At 64.4% G+C, this 17,524-nt stretch carries 15 protein-coding genes and 1 pseudogene; 7 read left to right on the forward strand and 9 right to left on the reverse strand.

Features of this window, described 5'->3' with window-relative positions:
- Positions 1–17 precede the first annotated feature (17 nt).
- The 5 genes from X730_RS151360 (at position 18) to X730_RS151345 (ending at position 5,242) form a co-directional block, all read left to right on the forward strand.
- A complete protein-coding gene (locus tag X730_RS151360; protein WP_023691946.1) occupies positions 18–995 on the forward strand; it encodes a tripartite tricarboxylate transporter substrate-binding protein in 978 nt (325 codons plus the stop codon).
- A 125-nt stretch (positions 996–1,120) separates the two neighbouring features.
- Positions 1,121–1,657 (forward strand): tripartite tricarboxylate transporter TctB family protein, encoded by a 537-nt coding sequence (locus X730_RS151355; RefSeq protein ID WP_023683087.1) that lies wholly within the window; start codon positions 1,121–1,123, stop codon positions 1,655–1,657.
- Between the two features lie 4 nt (positions 1,658–1,661).
- On the forward strand, positions 1,662–3,185 hold the full coding sequence (locus X730_RS151350) for a tripartite tricarboxylate transporter permease (protein ID WP_023686551.1): 1,524 nt from the start codon (positions 1,662–1,664) through the stop codon (positions 3,183–3,185).
- Positions 3,186–3,200: 15 nt separating this feature from the next.
- Positions 3,201–4,379, forward strand: a complete 1,179-nt coding sequence (locus tag X730_RS0133725) for a CoA transferase (RefSeq protein WP_027049745.1) — start codon at positions 3,201–3,203, stop codon at positions 4,377–4,379.
- The gene (locus X730_RS151345; RefSeq protein ID WP_031199646.1) at positions 4,376–5,242 is read left to right on the forward strand and encodes a citryl-CoA lyase; all 867 of its coding nucleotides are present in this window, start codon (positions 4,376–4,378) and stop codon (positions 5,240–5,242) included. Before X730_RS0133725 ends, X730_RS151345 begins: the two co-directional genes overlap by 4 nt.
- A 6-nt stretch (positions 5,243–5,248) precedes the next feature.
- On the opposite strand, the gene X730_RS151340 is transcribed toward X730_RS151345, so the two are convergent.
- Complete coding sequence (locus tag X730_RS151340; protein ID WP_023669717.1) at positions 5,249–5,725, reverse strand: NUDIX hydrolase; 477 nt, start codon at positions 5,723–5,725, stop codon at positions 5,249–5,251.
- Positions 5,726–5,845: 120 nt separating this feature from the next.
- Positions 5,846–6,118 (reverse strand): hypothetical protein, encoded by a 273-nt coding sequence (locus tag X730_RS151335; RefSeq protein ID WP_023669716.1) that lies wholly within the window; start codon positions 6,116–6,118, stop codon positions 5,846–5,848.
- Positions 6,119–6,366: 248 nt separating this feature from the next.
- On the opposite strand from X730_RS151335, the gene X730_RS0133730 reads away from it, so the two are divergent.
- On the forward strand, positions 6,367–6,957 hold the full coding sequence (locus tag X730_RS0133730; RefSeq protein ID WP_023669715.1) for an invasion associated locus B family protein: 591 nt from the start codon (positions 6,367–6,369) through the stop codon (positions 6,955–6,957).
- 15 nt (positions 6,958–6,972) lie between these two features.
- On the opposite strand, the gene X730_RS151330 is transcribed toward X730_RS0133730, so the two are convergent.
- From X730_RS151330 to X730_RS16140, 7 genes and pseudogenes are all read right to left on the reverse strand, one after another.
- Complete coding sequence (locus tag X730_RS151330; RefSeq protein WP_023699131.1) at positions 6,973–7,665, reverse strand: response regulator transcription factor; 693 nt, start codon at positions 7,663–7,665, stop codon at positions 6,973–6,975.
- Positions 7,662–10,401: pseudogene (locus X730_RS01000000164455) on the reverse strand (sensor histidine kinase KdpD). Before X730_RS01000000164455 ends, X730_RS151330 begins: the two are co-directional and overlap by 4 nt.
- A 67-nt stretch (positions 10,402–10,468) precedes the next feature.
- The gene (gene kdpC / locus X730_RS151325; protein WP_023735106.1) at positions 10,469–11,035 is read right to left on the reverse strand and encodes a potassium-transporting ATPase subunit KdpC; all 567 of its coding nucleotides are present in this window, start codon (positions 11,033–11,035) and stop codon (positions 10,469–10,471) included.
- 12 nt (positions 11,036–11,047) lie between these two features.
- Positions 11,048–13,141 (reverse strand): potassium-transporting ATPase subunit KdpB, encoded by a 2,094-nt coding sequence (kdpB, locus tag X730_RS151320; protein ID WP_023826344.1) that lies wholly within the window; start codon positions 13,139–13,141, stop codon positions 11,048–11,050.
- Positions 13,138–13,365 carry a hypothetical protein gene (locus X730_RS151315; protein WP_023710829.1) on the reverse strand — a complete coding sequence of 76 codons (228 nt, stop codon included), beginning with the start codon at positions 13,363–13,365 and terminating at the stop codon, positions 13,138–13,140. Before X730_RS151315 ends, kdpB begins: the two co-directional genes overlap by 4 nt.
- 8 nt (positions 13,366–13,373) lie before the next feature.
- A complete protein-coding gene (kdpA, locus tag X730_RS151310) occupies positions 13,374–15,077 on the reverse strand; it encodes a potassium-transporting ATPase subunit KdpA (protein WP_023826345.1) in 1,704 nt (567 codons plus the stop codon).
- Positions 15,078–15,095: 18 nt separating this feature from the next.
- On the reverse strand, positions 15,096–15,185 hold the full coding sequence (locus X730_RS16140) for a K(+)-transporting ATPase subunit F (protein ID WP_023669708.1): 90 nt from the start codon (positions 15,183–15,185) through the stop codon (positions 15,096–15,098).
- Positions 15,186–15,587: 402 nt separating this feature from the next.
- On the opposite strand from X730_RS16140, the gene X730_RS151305 reads away from it, so the two are divergent.
- Positions 15,588–17,378: an NAD(P)/FAD-dependent oxidoreductase gene (locus X730_RS151305; RefSeq protein WP_023704186.1), complete on the forward strand. Its 1,791-nt coding sequence runs from the start codon at positions 15,588–15,590 to the stop codon at positions 17,376–17,378.
- Positions 17,379–17,524: the final 146 nt, after the last annotated feature.

Raw genomic sequence — 17,524 nt, forward strand, 5'->3', positions numbered from 1 at the left:
TGATTTGGAGGAATCCCATGCTGAACAGACGCAGATTTTTGATGAGCACCGCGGCCGCAGGCGCTGCCGGATTCGTCGCAACGCATTTGACGCCCGCTTTCGCTCAGGATGCACCGCAGATCCAGATCTTCGTGCCGGCCGCGCCCGGCGGCGGCTGGGACCAGACGGGGCGCACCATCGACCAGGTGCTGCGCAGTGAAAAACTGATCTCCGGCTCGCAGATCACCAATGTCGGCGGCGCCGGCGGCACTGTCGGCCTGCCGCAGTTCATCAGCCAGTGGAAGGGCAAGGGCAATTCGCTGATGGTGGCCGGCATGGTCATGGTCGGCGCCATCATCGCCAACAAATCGGCCAACAACCTTTCCGAAGTGACGCCCATCGCCCGCCTCACCGGCGAGTTCGAGGCGCTGGTGGTGCCGGCGGATTCGCCGTTCAAGACGGCCGGCGATTTCGTCGCCGCGCTCAAAGCGGATCCGACCAAGGTTCCCGTGGCCGGCGGCTCGGCCGGCGGCTCCGACCACATCCTGTTCGGGCTGATCGCCAAGACGGTCGGCGTTCCGGCAACCAACCTCTCCTATGTGCCTTTCGCCGGCGGCGGCGAGGCGCTGTCGGCGCTGCTCGGCAACCAGGTGGCAGCCGGCATTTCCGGCTTCGGCGAGTTCTCCGAGCAGGTCAAGGCGGGCGCGCTTCGGCTGTTGGCGATCTCCGCCGACAAGCGCCAGGACGGCATCGACGCACCGACGATGAAGGAAGCCGGCATCGACGTCGAACTGTTCAACTGGCGCGGCGTATTCGCACCGCCAGGCGTCTCCGACGCCGACAAGGCGGCGATGGTCACGATGATCGAGACCATGGCCAAGAGCGATGCCTGGGCAGCCGAATGCAAGAACCGCAACTGGACCCCCATCCTTCTGACCGGCGACGATTATGCGAAATTCCTCGTCGACGACACCGCCCGCATCACCGCGATCCTCAAGGATCTCGGCCTCGCCTGATGTCTTCAGGGGCGGCCACGGCCGCCCCTTCCGACATTAGCCTGCGAGATGGACATATCATGCGCTGGGAGTGAAACTGCGGATGCGGCCGGCGGGAGGATGCCGGCCATCTCGGGAGGACATCGATGAGCACCAGCGACCAGCAGCCGGCGCCCCCGCGCCTTGCCATGCCCGAATTGTTGATCGGCATCGGGCTTCTCGCCTGTGCCGCGGCCGTGGCGTGGCAGACCCTGGCGATCCCGGTTTCGCCGCTCTATTCCAAGGTCGGGCCGACCGTCTTCCCCTACATCACCATGACAGGCATGATCGTGCTTTCGCTGCTGCTCATCGTCGCCGCGCTGCGCGGCGGCTGGCAGCCGCAGGAGGAAAAGGAAACGCCGACCGACTGGAAGGCCATGGGCATCGTCGTTGCCGGCCTGGTCGCCAATCTGGTGCTGATCCAGCCGCTCGGCTTCACCGCCGCCTCGGTCATCATGTTCGTGCTCGTCTGTTATGGCTTCGGCAGCAAGCACACGCTGCGCGATGCGCTGACCGGCCTGATCCTGGCGCTTGCCGCCTATTTCGGCTTTGCCAGGGCGCTCGGCGTCAACATTGGCGCCGGCTTCATCGAAAACCAGCTGAACACGGTGATCGACGCGATCATCGCCACTGCGAGGGGCTGACGCCATGGAGACGCTCGGCCATCTCGCCCACGGATTTTCCGTCGCTTTCTCGCCGATGAACCTGCTGTGGTGCCTGGTCGGCACCACGCTCGGCACGGCCATCGGCGTGCTGCCCGGCCTCGGGCCGGCGCTGACCATCGCGCTGCTGCTGCCGATCACCTACCAGGTGGCGCCGGAGGCGTCCTTCATCCTGTTTGCTGGCATCTATTACGGCGCCATGTATGGCGGCTCGACGACCTCGATCCTGCTCAACACGCCGGGCGAAAGCGCCACCATCGTCACCGCGCTGGAAGGCAACAGGATGGCCCGCTCGGGTCGCGGCGGCGCGGCACTGGCGACCTCGGCGATCGGCTCCTTCGTCGCCGGCACCATCGGCACGATGGGCGTCGCCTTCCTGGCCCCGGTGGTGGTGAAGTTCGCGCTCGCCTTCGGGCCGGCCGAATATTTCTCGCTGATGGTGCTTGCCTTCATCACGGTGTCGGCGGTGCTCGGCTCGTCCTCCGTGCGCGGCCTCACCAGCCTGTTCATCGGTTTCGTCATCGGCATGATTGGCGTCGACCTGCAGACGGGACAGCCGCGCTTCACCTTCGGCATGAACGAACTGCTCGATGGCGTCGATGTCATCATTGCCGCGGTCGGCCTGTTTGCCGTCGGCGAGACGCTCTACATGGCCTCGCGCCGCTATGCCGGCAAGGACGAGATCGTGCCGCTCAAGGGCTCGCTCTACATGACCGCGGCCGAATGGGGGCGCTCGTGGAAGCCATGGCTGCGCGGCGCTTTCATCGGCTTCCCGATCGGCGCCATGCCTGCCGGAGGCGCCGAGATCCCGACCTTCCTGTCCTACGCCATCGAAAAGAAGCTGTCGAAGCACAAGGAGGAGTTCGGCACGGTCGGCGCCATCGAGGGCGTTGCCGGACCGGAAGCCGCCAACAATGCGTCTGCCGCCGGCGTGCTGGTGCCGATGCTCACCCTTGGCCTGCCGACCTCGGCGACCGCCGCAATCATGCTGTCGGCCTTCCAGAGCTACGGCATCAATCCGGGACCGCTGCTGTTGACGACGCAGGCCGATCTGGTCTGGGGCCTGATCGCCAGCCTGTTCATCGCCAACGTCATCCTGGTCGTCCTCAACCTGCCGCTGATCGGGCTGTGGGTACGGCTGTTGAAAATCCCGGCGCCGCAGCTCTATGCCGGCATCCTGGTGTTCGCCACCGTCGGCACCTACGGCATCTCGCAATCGCCGATCGACCTCGTCATCCTCTATCTCCTGGGGGCCGCCGGCTTCCTGATGCGGCGCTTCGATTTCCCGACAGCGCCGGTCATCATCGGCATGATCCTGGGGCCGCTCGCCGAAACGCAGTTCCGCCGGGCGATGACGATCTCGAACGGCGACTGGTCGGTGTTCTACACCCACAAGCTGTCGCTGGTGCTGCTGATCCTCGCCTTCATCGGCCTAGCCGGGCCGCATATCTGGGCCTTCATCGAGCACCGGCGCCGTCGCGGACCGGAGCATGTGCCGGGCGATGCCTGAGCAACCTGGAGCATCATGACCGATCTGCTTGCCGGCATCCGCATCCTCGACCTGACCAATGTGCTGGCGGGCCCTTATTGTGCCTATCAGCTGGCGCTGCTCGGCGCCGATGTCATCAAGGTCGAGACGCCGCAAGGCGGCGATCTGGCGCGCCAGCTTGGCGCCTCGCCGGCGCTCAACAAAGCCGGCATGGGCGCGTCGTTCCTGGCGCAGAATGCCGGCAAGCGATCGGTGGTGCTGGATCTCAAAAGCGAAGCCGACCGCGAACGCTTCCTCGATCTCGTCGCCTCGGCCGACGCGCTGGTCGAGAATTTTCGACCGGGCGTGATGGGGCGGCTGGGTCTCGGCTATGAGGTGCTGAAAGCGGTCCGCCCCGGTCTCGTCTATTGCGCCATTTCCGGTTTCGGCCAGAGCGGGCCGATGCGCGACAATCCGGCCTACGACCAGATCATCCAGGGGCTGTCCGGTATCATGAGCATCACCGGCACGCCGGAGACAGCACCCTTGCGGGTCGGCTATCCCGTCGCCGACACGCTGGGCGGGCTGGTCGGGGCCTTCGCAATCGCCGCGGCGCTGGTCAAGCAGAAGACCTCGGGCGAGGGCGCGTTTCTCGATGTCTCGATGCTCGAATGCACGCTGTCGGCGCTGGGCTGGCCGGTGTCCAACTATTTGACCGCCGGTGTCGAGCCGCAGCCGATGGGCAATGAGAACATGACGGCTGCGCCCTCCGGCGCGTTTCGCACCGGCGACGGCCTGCTCAACATCGCCGCCAACAAGCAGGAGCAGTTCGTCACGCTTTGCCGGCTGATCGGCCAGCCGGAACTGGCCGACGATCCGCGCTTTGCCGAGCGCGAGACGCGCAAGCAGAACCGCGCCTCCTTGAAAGGGCTGATCGAGACAGCGCTTGCGAGCGCCTCGGCGGCTGCCTGGGAAGAAAAGTTCAACCGCGCCGGCGTTCCGGCGGGCCGGGTGCTGACGATCCCGCAGGTGCTTGGCGAGCGCCAGGTGGTCGAGCGCGACATGACCACGCGTTTCCAGGGCCTGCCCGGCATGGCGCAGCCGCTGACCGTGGTGCGCGGCGGCTTCATGGTCGATGGCGCGGCACCCTTGCCGGTCCTGCCGCCACCGGTGCTGGGTGAGCATATGGACGAGGTTTTTTCCACCCTGCCGCCGCGCGCCAGGAGAAGCGCGTGAGCGAGAGAAAAACCGGCCGCGAGCGCGGCGAGGAATGGTGGCAGACCGGCATCATCGAGATGAGCCCCGGCATCATCCGGCTGCGCGGCTATGAAATCCAGGAGCTGATCGGCCGCGTCAGCTTCCCGGCAACGATCTGGCTGATGCTGCGCGGCGAATTGCCGAGCAAGGAGCAGGCGGCGCTGCTCGGCATTGCGCTGGGGGCGGCCGTCGATCACGGGCCGCAGGCGCCGTCGATCGCCATTGCACGCATGGCCATCACCTGCGGCGTCGGCATCAACAGCGCCATGGCGTCCGCCGTCAACGTGCTGGGTGACGTGCATGGCGGCGCCGGCGAACAGGCGCTGTCCTTCTATGGCGACATTGCCGTGGCACTTGACCAGGGTGTTGCGCTGGACCAAGCCGTAGCCGCACGGCTCGACCGTTTCTTCGCCGAGGAGAAAGGCTATGTGCCGGGATTTGGCCATCGCTTCCACCCGGTCGATCCGCGCGCGCCGCGCCTGATCGCAGTGACGCGCGAGTTTGCCGCGCGCGGCGTCGTCAGCGGACGCTTTGCCGACATCGCCGAGGCCGTCGAATCAGAGGTGGCACGGCGCAAGGGGAAGAAAATACCGCTCAACATCGACGGCGCCACCGCCGTCATCTATGGCGAGCTCGGCTTTCCGCCGCCGTTGACGCGCGGCCTGTTCGTGCTCTCGCGCTCGGTGGGCATCCTGGCGCATGCATGGGAACAGTCGCAGCAAAGCGAGCGCAACAAAGGGCCGCTGCCGCGCGAATGGCTGTGGGCCTATACGGGCACGCCGCTGCGGCCATTTCCCGCTGAGGGGGATGAGGGTCCCGCTGAAGGGGACGAGGGCAAGTGAGGTTGGTCAGGCCGGGTCCGGCACTGCCGGCTGAGGCGGCGCCAGGTTGGCCATCAGCGTCGAGAGATCCGGCTCATCGATGAGCAACGCCGCGTCCTGCGGCTTGAGCCATGCCCGCTGGCGGCTCTTGGCCTCCTGCCAGTTGGCCAGTTCCTCGGACACCTCCAACAGATAGACGACGACGTCGACGCGCACGAAATTGTGCTCCAGCCGTTTCCAATAGGAATAGCTGCCGGCCGGCGCCTTGCGGGTCTTGCCGAGCACGCCGGCTTCTTCGCGCGCCTCGATGGTGGCGGCCTTGCGCCCGCTCTTTCCTTTCATCGGCCAGCCCTTGGGCACGATAAAGCGCTTCGTCGCTCGCGACGTCACCAGCATCACTTCGAAATTGCCTGAAACGTCCAGACGAAAGGGAATGGCGGCGACCTGGCGAATGCGTTCGCCTCGCCTTGCCTTGCGTACCGCCTTTTTCTTCGTCGTCGCCATGTGCTGAAAATCCGGTCGGCGGGCGCACCGCCGCACGCCGCCTGCAAACCCTGATATGCCCGCGAGGCAATGAGCATTTTTAGTAAATAAGTCGACTAAGTAAATCGCAAGCGACCGATATCAACGGCAAACACGCACAATCTGGTTGTTGACGATCTGAATCGGACAAGCTTGCCGGACGACGGGCACTTCGGGGCGCGGCTGCGGCACGATCCGACGGTCCTGCTCGCGATATTGCTGCTGCTGTTGCTGGAACTGCTGCCGCTGCAGGCTGTTGCGCAATTGCTGCAGCTGGTTCTGCTGGATCAGCCGGTTGGCGCTGGGATTGACGGATTGAGCCGCAGCAGATTGCATGATGCCGGCGAGCGTTGCCGCCGCCAGCATTGCCGACATGAGAACTGTCGATAGGCGAAGCGTCGACATCAGTTCATTCCCGTACAGATATAACCTCCTCTCTATATAGGGCGTTCGTCTCGATCTGCCATGGGCCGGTCTGCCATGGGCCGATCTGCCACGGGTTGGCGAAATCCCTGAGGAAGCGGCCCGGCCGCACTTGACAGAAAAGATCGATTGACCGCTCTATCGGGCGCGGATCTCGGCCTCAATCGCGGCTGACTCGAGGCACAATCGGGAGCATATTGATGAAAAGCAGGCAAGTATATTTCGCGGCGCTACTGGGCAGCATCTGTATTCTTGGCCCGGTGGCAGTCGCGGCGCAAACCAAGACCGACAAGGCGGCGCCTGCCGCCGCAGCGCCCGCCCCTGCTGCCGGCCCGACATTGCCTGGCGGCGCCTCGGCGCTGTCCGAGACACATGGCGACTGGACGGTCAATTGCCAGGTAACCGGCACGGCCAAGGTTTGCAGCCTGTCGCATCAGCAGTTCAACAAGCAGTCCAACCAGCGCCTGCTGGCCATCGAGCTGTCGAGCAAGAGCGGCGAGGATGCCGCCGGAACGCTGGCGCTGCCGTTCGGCCTGGCGCTCGCCAAAGGCGTCAGCCTGACCATCGACGACCAGAAGCTGGAAGGCAGCCTGCCGTTCAACACCTGCCAGGCCGTCGGCTGCCTGGTGCCGGTGGCGTTCGATGCCAGCGTCACGCCGCTGCTCAAGGCAGCCACCACGCTGAAGATCGACGCCTTCGCGGCCGACACCGGTCAAGCGGTGAGTTTCACCATCCCGCTCAACGGATTCGGCGGCGCACTGGCACGGACCGCGGAACTCTCGGCGGACTGAGCAGCGAGCGCGCGGCTACTCAACCTCGCGCAGCCGGTACCCCACGCCGGTCTCGGTGGTGATGTAGCGCGGCTGGTCGGGTGATTTTTCGATCTTCTGCCGGAGCTGGCGGACATAGACCCTGAGATACTGCACGTCGGTCGAATCGCCCCACACCTGCTTCAGAAGGAAATGGTGGGTCAGCACCTTGCCGGCATGCTGCACCATAATGCGCAATATGTCGTACTCCTTGGGGGAGAGCTTTATCTCCTTGCCTTCGACCTTGACGATGCGCTTGACCAGGTCGACGCTGAGATCGCCGGTGTGGAACACCGGCTTTTCGCCCTGCTGGTGGAATTTGTGGCGCAGCGCGACGCGGATGCGGGCGACCAGCTCGTTCATGCCGAACGGCTTGGTGATGTAGTCGTCAGCGCCGAGTTCGAGCGCCGCGACGATGCCGGCTTCGTCGGTGCGGCTGGACAGGATGACCACGGGCACGTCGAGGCCGTCGCCGCGCCATTTGCGCAGGAGGTCGAGGCCGCCCATGCCGGGCAGGCCGAGATCGAGCAGGATCAGATCCGGCTTTTGTGCATCGACGAGTTCGATCGCAGCGTTGGCGTTGGGCGCTTCGCTGACCGCATAACCCTGGCTGCCGAGGCCGACGCGCAGCAGTTTGCGGATCGGCGGCTCGTCATCGACGACCAGTATGCTGACGTTGGAATTTGTCATGCCGGATCACCAGATGCTTGCTCGTCCACACCTGATACGTCCGTATCGGACGATTGTACCAACCTCGGCATGCGGATTGTGAAGACTGCGCCCGGGCGATCGCTGCGGTTCGCCGCCATGATCGTGCCGCCCATCGCCTCGATGAAGCCCCGGCAGATTGACAGGCCGAGCCCGGTGCCGGCCTGGACCTGATCGCGCTTGCGCACCCGGTAGAAGCTGTCGAAGACGCGCTCCAGGTCGGCGGACGGAATGCCCGGTCCCTCATCCATGATCTGCAGCGCGACGGAGCCATTGTCGGCCCAGCCCTGCAGCCGGATTGTCGATCCCTGTGGCGCGTATTTCGCGGCATTGTCGAGCAGATTGAACAGCATTTGTTCGAACAGCACGGGATCAAGCTTCAGCATCGGCAGGTCGGCCGGAATATCAACCTCGGTCTTGTGCCCGGCAGTGATCTTGCGCGCCCGCTGCAAGGCCGAGCCGACGACATCGCCGACATAGTGGAGAGCAAAATTCGGCTCCATGGCGCCGGATTCAATCTTGGTCATGTCGAGCAGATTGGCAATGAAGCGGTTCAGCCGTTCGGACTCGTCGAGCACGGTGGTCAGCAGCTCGGCCCGATCGTTCTCGGGCAGTGCCGGCGCAAATTCCCTGAGCGTGCCGGCCGCGCCCATGATGGCCGCCAGCGGCGTCTTCAGATCATGCGAGATCGACGTCAGCAGTGCCGAGCGCAAGCGGTCGGCCTCGGCCGCCAGCCTGGCGCGATCGACATCGGCGACCAGCTGGATGCGCTCGATGGCAACCGCCGCCTGGTCGGCCAGCGCGTCGAGCAGGCGCTGTTGCTCGGGCGTCAACAGCGGCCCCTGCTTGTCATTGTCGAGGCCGACGACGCCGATGGCGGTACGGCCGGTCCGCAAGGGCAGGTAGAGCCGTTTTGCCCCGGGCAGGGTATCGGCGCCACGGCCGGCAGCCCGGTTGTGTTCCCAAGCCCAGCGTGCAGCCGCGATGTCGGCCTCGGCCAGCGTGTCGTCGGGGGGATAACCGGCCTTGACGGTGATCGTGCCTTCTTCCGGCAAAAGCAGCACCACGCGCAGCTTCAGCATCGAGGCGATCTGGAACGCGGTGGCCCACAAAACGTCGTCGAGCGTGCCCGCGCCGGCGAGTTTCTTGGAAAAGAGGTAGATGTCCTCGGTCGCCCGGGCGCGTGAACGGGCGGCGGCTGCCTGACGCTGCACACGCGCCGTCAGATTGCTGGCGATGACGGCAACGACGAGGAAGACGGNAGACGGCGAAGGCAACGATGCTCTCCGGATCGCGGATCGTCATCGTGTAGCGCGGCTCGAGAAAGAAGAAGTTGAAGGCAATGGCGCTGAGGAAACAGGCGTACAGCGCCGGCCACAGGCCAAAGGTCACTGCCGATGTCAGCACCGCCAGCAGCAGCACGCTGGCAAGGTTGCGAACGTCGAGGAACTGATCGAGGACGGCGCTGACGGCAAGCGCGCCGGCGACATAGACGGTCGAGAAAAGATAAGGCCAGATTTGAAATGGCGTCTGCTCGGCCGCCGCCTTGACCCTCGACGTGGCCTCGTTGTCGCGCTCCGTTCCTGAAATGACATGGACGCTGATATCGCCGGCATTGCGGATCAGATCGTAGGTGAGCGAACCCTCGATCAGTTCGCGCCAGCGCGAGCGGGTCGGCCTGCCGACGACGATATGGGTGAAATTGTTCACTGTGGCGTGGCGGACGATGTCCTGGGCGACGTTCTGGCCCGGAATGGTCGTCACCTCGGCGCCGAGCTGCTCGGCCAGGCGCAAGAGCGTGGCCAGCCGGTCCTTGTCTTCCTCCGACATGGCGGCCGAACGCGGCGTGTCGACATGCAGCGCCGTCCACGGTGCGCGCAGCCGGTCGGCCAGCCGGCGCGCATAGCGGACACGAGACGCTCCGCCCGGACGCGCATCGACGCAGACGAGCACCCTTTCGCCCGCCGCCCAAGGGCCGGGAATCGCGTGCGACTGCATGTGGTTGAGCAACTGCTCGTCGACGCGCTGGGCGGTGCGGCGCAGCGCCAATTCCCGAAGCGCGGTCAGATTGCCCGGCGAGAAATAGTTTTCGACTGCGCGCTGGGCAGTGTTGGGGAAATAGACCTTGCCCTCTTTCAGCCGCTTGATCAGGTCGTCGGGCGTGAGGTCGATGATCTCGATGTCATCGGCCTGGTCGATGATGGAGTCCGGGACCGTTTCGCGCACCCTGACCCGGGTGATCTGCGCCACCACGTCATTCAGGCTCTCGACATGCTGGATGTTGAGCGTGGTGTAGACATCGATGCCGCGCGTCAGGATTTCCTGGACGTCGAGATAGCGCTTGGGGTGGCGGCTGCCGGGCGCATTGGTGTGGGCGAGTTCGTCGACGAGCACCAGCGCCGGCCGGCGGGCGAGAATGGCATCGATGTCCATCTCGTCCAGCACGCGGCCTCTGTAGTCGACCTTCTGGCGCGGGATCACCTCGTAGCCTTCGACCAGCGCCAGTGTTTCCTTGCGGCCGTGGGTCTCCACGACGCCGACCACTACGTCGACGCCGTCAGCCAGCCTGGCGCGGCCGGCCATCAGCATTTCATAGGTCTTGCCGACGCCGGGGGCAGCGCCGAGAAATATCCGCAGACGGCCGCGCTCTTCCCGTTCCGCATGCTCGAGCAGCGCGTCCGGAGAGGGTCTGGTATCGTTGCTTCTGGCGTCCGGCATCAGGCTCGATCATGAACGGCGCCGAGGATCGTGTCGATCCCCGGCCCCTGGCTTCAGAGATTGTCTCTCACTGCTTGGTATCGTCCAGTGCCAGGTTGAGCGCCAGCACATTGACGACCGGCTCGCCGAGGAAGCCGAGTTCGCGGCCTTCGACATGGCTGTCGACAAGCGCCTTGACCTTGGCTTCGTCGAAGCCCCTGGCCTTAGCCACCCGAGCGACCTGGAAATAGGCGGCGTCCGGGCTGATGGCGGGATCGAGGCCGCTGCCGGACGTCGTCACCAGATCCATCGGCACCGGCCGGTTCGGGTTCTCCGCCTTCAGCTTTGCAACATCGCCCTTGATGCGGTCGATCAGCTTGGGGTTGGTTGGACCGAGATTGGAGCCGCTGGACGCTGCGGCGTTGTATCCGTCGCCGGCAGCCGAGGGGCGGCCATGGAAATACTTGTCGTCGGCAAAGCCCTGGCCGATCAGTTCGGAGCCGATGACCGTGCCGTTTTTCTCGATCAAGCTGCCATTGGCCTGGTGCGGAAACAGCGCCTGGGCGATGCCGGTCATGCCCAGGGGATAGATCAGGCCGGTCAAAACGGTGAAAAAGACGATCATGATAACAGCGGGTCTTATCTGAGTGAGCATGGACGTATTTCCTTAAGCGAGGCCGAGGCCGGTGACGATCATGTCGATCGCCTTGATACCGACGAAGGGAACGATGATGCCGCCGAGGCCGTAGACCAGCAGATTGCGGCTGAGCAGCGCGCCGGCGCCGATGGCGCGGTATTTGACGCCTTTAAGCGACAGCGGGATCAGAGCGATGATGATCAGCGCGTTGAAGATGATGGCCGACAGGATGGCGCTCTGCGGCGTCGCCAAGTGCATGATGTTGAGCGCTTGCAGGGGGCCGATTGTATGTCCCGGCGCAACGTAGAAGACGGCAAACATGGCCGGGATGATGGCGAAGTATTTGGCGACGTCGTTGGCGATCGAGAAGGTCGTCAGCGAGCCGCGCGTCATCAGCAGCGCCTTGCCGATCTCGACGATCTCGATCAGCTTGGTCGGGTCACTATCGAGGTCGATCATGTTGCCGGCCTCGCGGGCGGCAACCGTGCCGGTGTTCATGGCGACGCCGACGTCGGCCTGCGCCAAGGCCGGCGCGTCGTTGGTGCCGTCACCGCACATGGCGACCAGCTTGCCCTTGGCCTGTTCGTCGCGGATCAGCTTCAGCTTGTCCTCGGGCGTGGCCTGGGCGAGGAAATCGTCGACGCCGGCTTCGGCTGCGATCGCCGCCGCAGTCATCGGATTGTCGCCGGTGATCATCACGGTGCGGATGCCCATTTTGCGCAGTTCGGCAAAGCGCTCGCGGATACCACCCTTGACGATGTCCTTGAGGTGGACGACGCCGAGCAGGCGGCCGTCACGCTCGACGGCCAGCGGCGTGCCGCCCGACTTGGCGATCTCGTCGGCGATCGCCTGGAGATCCTTGACGGTGTCGCTGCCGGGGCGCGTGCCGTGAGTGGCCGATGTCGACTGGCTGACATAGGCGAGAACCGAATCGACGGCGCCCTTGCGCACCGACGAGCCATCGATGTCGACGCCGCTCATCCGGGTCTGCGCGGTGAAGGGCACGAAGCTGGCATGCAAGGTTGCCATGTCACGGGCGCGGATGGCGTATTTCTCCTTGGCCAGCACGACGATCGAGCGTCCCTCAGGCGTCTCGTCGGCGAGCGAGGCGAGCTGCGCGGCATCGGCCAGTTCCTGTTCGGTGACGCCCTTGACCGGGCGGAATTCGGTGGCCTGGCGGTTGCCGAGCGTGATGGTGCCGGTCTTATCGAGCAAAAGCGTATCGACGTCGCCCGCCGCTTCGACGGCACGGCCGGACATGGCCAGCACGTTGAAGCGCACCAGGCGGTCCATGCCGGCAATGCCGATGGCCGACAGCAGGGCGCCGATGGTGGTCGGGATCAAGGTGACGAACAGCGCGACCAGCACCGTCACCGGGATATAGCCGCCGGAATAGGAGGCAAAGCTCGGGATCGTGGCGGTGGCCAGCACGAAGATCAGCGTCATGCCGAGGAGCAGGATGTTGAGCGCGATCTCGTTGGGCGTCTTCTGGCGCGAGGCACCCTCGACCAGCGAGATCATGCGGTCGAGGAAGGTGTGGCCGGAGGCGGCTGATATGCGCACGCGAATCCAGTCGGACAGAACCTGCGTGCCGCCGGTGACCGCCGAACGGTCGCCGCCGGATTCGCGAATGACGGGTGCGGACTCGCCGGTGATTGCCGCCTCGTTGACCGAGGCCACGCCTTCGATCACTTCACCGTCGGACGGGATGATGTCGCCGGCTTCGACCAGCACGATGTCGCCAACCTTCAGGCTGGTGCCGGGCACCAGCTTGAACCTGGAGCGGTCTTCGCCGGCAAGCAGCTTGGCCTGGGTTTCGGTGCGCGCCTTGCGCAGCGAATCGGCATGCGCCTTGCCGCGGCCTTCGGCGACGGCCTCGGCGAAGTTGGCGAACAGCACGGTGAACCACAGCCAGATGATGATCTGCAGCGTAAAGCCGAAATCGCCGCCGCCGGTGGCGAGATCCTTGACGAACAGGACCGTGGTAAGAAGCGAGACGATGGCGACGACGAACATCACCGGGTTCCTGACCAGCGTGCGGGGGTCGAGTTTCCTGAAGGCGCCGCCGATGGCCGGCCACAGGATGCGGGCATCCATGATGCTCGCGGATTTGGACTGGCTCATTTGGTGGCTCCAGTATCTGAACTGTTGGCCGGCACCGACCGATCGGATGCCGAAAAGAGGGGCGGCGGACCATAGGCCAGCAGCCAGATCACGATCATGACTGCCGCAATGCCGAGGAAGGTGGACACGCCGGGGAAGGGAGGGGGCGTTTCCTCCCCCTCATTGCCGGCTCGTGGGCCGGCTCGCGGCCGGGCCTTCATGCGTTTTGGGTAGAACCAGGACATGACAAGCCTCAGAATGTCTGGCCGTTGATGGCAGCCAGGTGCTCGACGATCGGTCCGATCGCCAGTGCCGGGAAGAAGGTCAGGCCGACGACGATCAGGATGACGCCGACGAGCAGGCCGACGAACAGCGGGCCGTCGGTCGGGAAGGTGCCGGCGGAAGCCGGAACCGTCTTCTTCGTCGCTAGCGAGCCGGCAATGGCAAGCGCTGGAATGATGACGAAGAAGCGACCCACCCACATGGAGATGCCGAGCGTGACGTTGTACCAGGGCGTGTTGCCGGAAAGGCCGCCAAAGGCCGAGCCGTTGTTGGCCGCCGCCGAAGTGTAGGCATAAAGAACCTCGGAGAAGCCATGCGGACCGCCATTGGCCTTCGAGGCGACGGCGCTTGGCAGCACGACCGCTATTGCCGTGAAGACCAGCATGACCAACGGCAGAGCGAGGATGGCGAGCATTGCCATCTTGACCTCCTTGGCCTCGATCTTCTTGCCGAGATATTCGGGCGTGCGGCCAACCATCAGGCCGGCGACGAACACGGTGATGACGATGAACATGACGATGCCGTAGAAGCCGGCGCCGACGCCGCCGACGATGACTTCGCCGAGCTGCATGTTGAGCATCGGGATCAGGCCGCCAAGTGCTGTGAACGAGTCATGCATGGCGTTCACCGCACCGCAGCTCGCAGCCGTGGTGATGACGGCGAATAGTGCCGAAGCGGCAATGCCGAAGCGGCTCTCCTTGCCTTCCATGTTGGCGCCGTCGACGCCCAACGCATGGACCAGCGGATTGCCCGCGGCTTCCGCCCAGTAGCAGATAACGACGCCAGCGATGAACAGCACACCCATCGTGGCCAGGATCGCCCAGCCCTGGCGCTGGTTGCCGACCATGCGGCCGAAGACGTTGGTGAGTGCAGCACCCAGCGCGAAGATCGTCACCATCTGGATCATGTTGGAGATGGCGTCGGGGTTTTCGAAAGGATGCGCGGCATTGGCGTTGAAGAAGCCGCCGCCATTGGTGCCGAGCATCTTGATGGCGACCTGCGAGGCGACCGGCCCAAGGGCGAGCGTCTGCTTGGCGCCCTCCAGCGTGGTGGCGTCGACATAAGGCCCGAGCGTCTGCGGCATGCCGAGCCAGACATAGACAAGGGTGAGCACGATGCTGAGCGGCAGCAGGATGTAGAGCGTGCAGCGGGTCATATCGACCCAGAAATTGCCGATCGATTTGGCCGAGGCGCGGGCGAAGCCGCGGATCAGCGCCACCGCAATGGCAATGCCGACGGCGGCGGACATGAAGTTCTGAACAGTCAGGCCGGCCATCTGCACGAGGTAGGACAACGTGCTTTCGCCGCCGTAATTCTGCCAGTTGGTGTTGGTGACGAAGCTGACGGCAGTGTTGAAGGCGAGATTGGGTTCGACCGATGCCATCCCGGCCGGATTGTAAGGCAGGACGCCCTGCAGGCGTTGCAGAAAGTACAGCACCAGGAAGCTGGCAAGGCTGAAGAAGATGATTCCTGCCGCGTAGGTCGTCCAGTGCTGCTCCTCGCGCTCGCTGGTTCCCGAAATGCGGTAGAGGCCGCGCTCAACGGGCCCGAGTATGGGCGAGAGAAAGGTGCGATCGCCATTGAAGACGCGGTACATGTAGCCGCCGAGCGGCTTCACCAGCAAAACGACGATCCCGCAATAAACCAGGATCTGTATCCATCCGTTGAGTGTCATGGGTTTCCGTGCCTTGCTTCAGAAGCGTTCTGGGCGAACGAGGGCGTATGTCAGGTAGACGAGCAGGAACAAGGTCACGCCGCCACCGAGGATGTAATCGACAAGCATGGTGCGATCCTTCCGCTTAAAGAGCGTCGCAAGCTTTGATGTAGGCGAGGGAAAGACCGAAGAACAAAACCTCGATCCCGATGACGACGATGTCCATTTGTGTTGGTCCTTGCTTCTGCTTGTATTTGGCGCCAGCGACTGGCGAGCCAGAAATTCCATGAGAACGGCCCGCCGTAACTCTGGGGTCACGGCGTCCGCAGCGTTTTGCTCGAGATGGAATATGGACCCGATCGCCATAAAGGTTCGAGACGGGGCCGGGAGGAAAGATATAAAATTCCTATAAAGATTTCCGGGAGATGGCTCCGTTCCGGGCCGCTAGAAACCGACGCCATGATATCGCGACCCCTCTTGCGGCGGCTCCGTCTTTCGAAACAATGGGAACGCAAAACGAGGGAAAAACAGATGCTCGACATGGCACCATCGAAACAGGCGGCGACATGGCTTTGCGCGCTTGCACGGGCGCTGGAAGCTGATGACGCCGAGGCGGCCGCCAACCTGTTCGTCGAGGATTGCTACTGGCGCGATCTGCTGGCTTTCACCTGGAACATCACCACGATGGAAGGCCGCGATGAGATCCGCGACATGCTGCAAGCGACGCTGGCGGAAACGAAGCCCTCACACTGGACGCTGTCCGGCGAGGCGACCTCGGATGAGGGCACCGTCGAGGCCTGGTTCACGTTCGAAACGGCGGTCGCGCGGGGCGAAGGGATTGTGCGCCTTACGGACGGCCGCTGCCGGACCTTGTTCACGGCGGTGCGTGAGCTCAAGGGGTTCGAGGAACAAAAGGGACCGGCGCGGCCGCTTGGTATCCGTCACAAGGCCGATCCGAAGCGCGAAACCTGGGCGGAGGCGCGGGCGCGCGAGACGCGCGACCTCGGCGCCACCGAGCAGCCCTATTGCCTGGTGATCGGCGGCGGGCAGGGCGGCATCATGCTCGGCGCGCGGCTGAGGCAGCTCGGTGTGCCCACCATCATCATCGAGAAAAATGCGCGCCCCGGCGATTCCTGGCGCAACCGTTATCGCTCGCTCGTGCTCCACGATCCGGTCTGGTACGACCATCTGCCCTACATTCCGTTCCCGGAGAACTGGCCGGTGTTCACGCCCAAGGACAAGATGGGCGACTGGCTGGAGATGTACACCAGGGTGATGGAGCTCAACTACTGGGTCGCCACCAAATGCCTCAGCGCCAGCTATGACGAGGCCGAGAAGGTGTGGACTGTGGTGGTCGACCGCGTCGGCCGGCAGATCACGCTGAAGCCGAAGCACATTGTCTTTGCCACCGGCGCCTATGGCCCGCCACGCCAGATCGCGCTGCCCGGCGCCGAGACCTTCAAGGGCGAACTCCTGCATTCCAGCCAGTATGCAAGCGGCGAGAAATTCCGCGGCAGACGTGTCGCTGTCATCGGCGCGGCAAGCTCGGGGCACGATGTCAGCGTCGACCTCTGGGAGAGCGGCGCAGACGTCACCATGATCCAGCGGTCGCCGACGACAGTGGTGAAATCCGACACTCTGATGGAAGTCGGCTTCGAGATCTTCTCGGAAAAGGCTTTGGCGCGCGGCATCAGCACCGACAAGGCCGACCTGATCGTCGCGTCCACGCCGTTCGCGCTTGTACCCAAGGGCCAGCGGGATCTTTACGAGGTGATCAAGGCACGCGACGCAGACTTCTACGACCAGCTACGCGCCGCCGGCTTCGCCATCGATTTCGGGGAGGACGAGACCGGGCTGTTGATGAAGGCCTACCGCACCGGCTCCGGCTACTACATCGATGTCGGCGCCTGCGAACTGATCATCAATGGCGAGATCAAAGTGAAGAGCGGCGTCGGCATCAGTTCATTGACGCCGACCGGCATCCTGTTCGACGACCGCAGCGAGCTGGCCGTCGATGCGATCGTCGCCTGTACCGGCTACCAGTCGATGAACGAGACCGTGGCGGCCATCGTCTCGCGCGAGGTCGCCGACAAGGTCGGGCCATGCTGGGGCCTCGGCTCCGGCGTCAAGGGCGATCCCGGTCCTTGGCAAGGCGAGCTGCGCAACATGTGGAAGCCGACGGCGCAGGACGCGCTGTGGTTCCACGGCGGCAATCTGGCGCTGTCGCGGTTTTACTCGAAATATGTGGCGCTGCAGATCAAGGCGCGGATGGAAGGGATTGCGACGCCGGTGTTTGGGGCGGTGAGTAACGCAGGGCGCTAGCGATCTCCTCCCCCCTCGAGGGGGAGATGTCGCCGAAGGCGACAGAGGGGGTCGCCACGCGTGGAGCGCTGACCTTCATTCTCGGCAAGGAAGGTCGCGTCCGGTCGAACCGACCCCCTCTGGCCTGCCGGCCATCTCCCCCTCAA

Origin of the sequence: Mesorhizobium sp. L103C131B0 (assembly GCF_000502275.1) — a bacterium.
Taxonomy (GTDB): Bacteria; Pseudomonadota; Alphaproteobacteria; order Rhizobiales; family Rhizobiaceae; genus Mesorhizobium.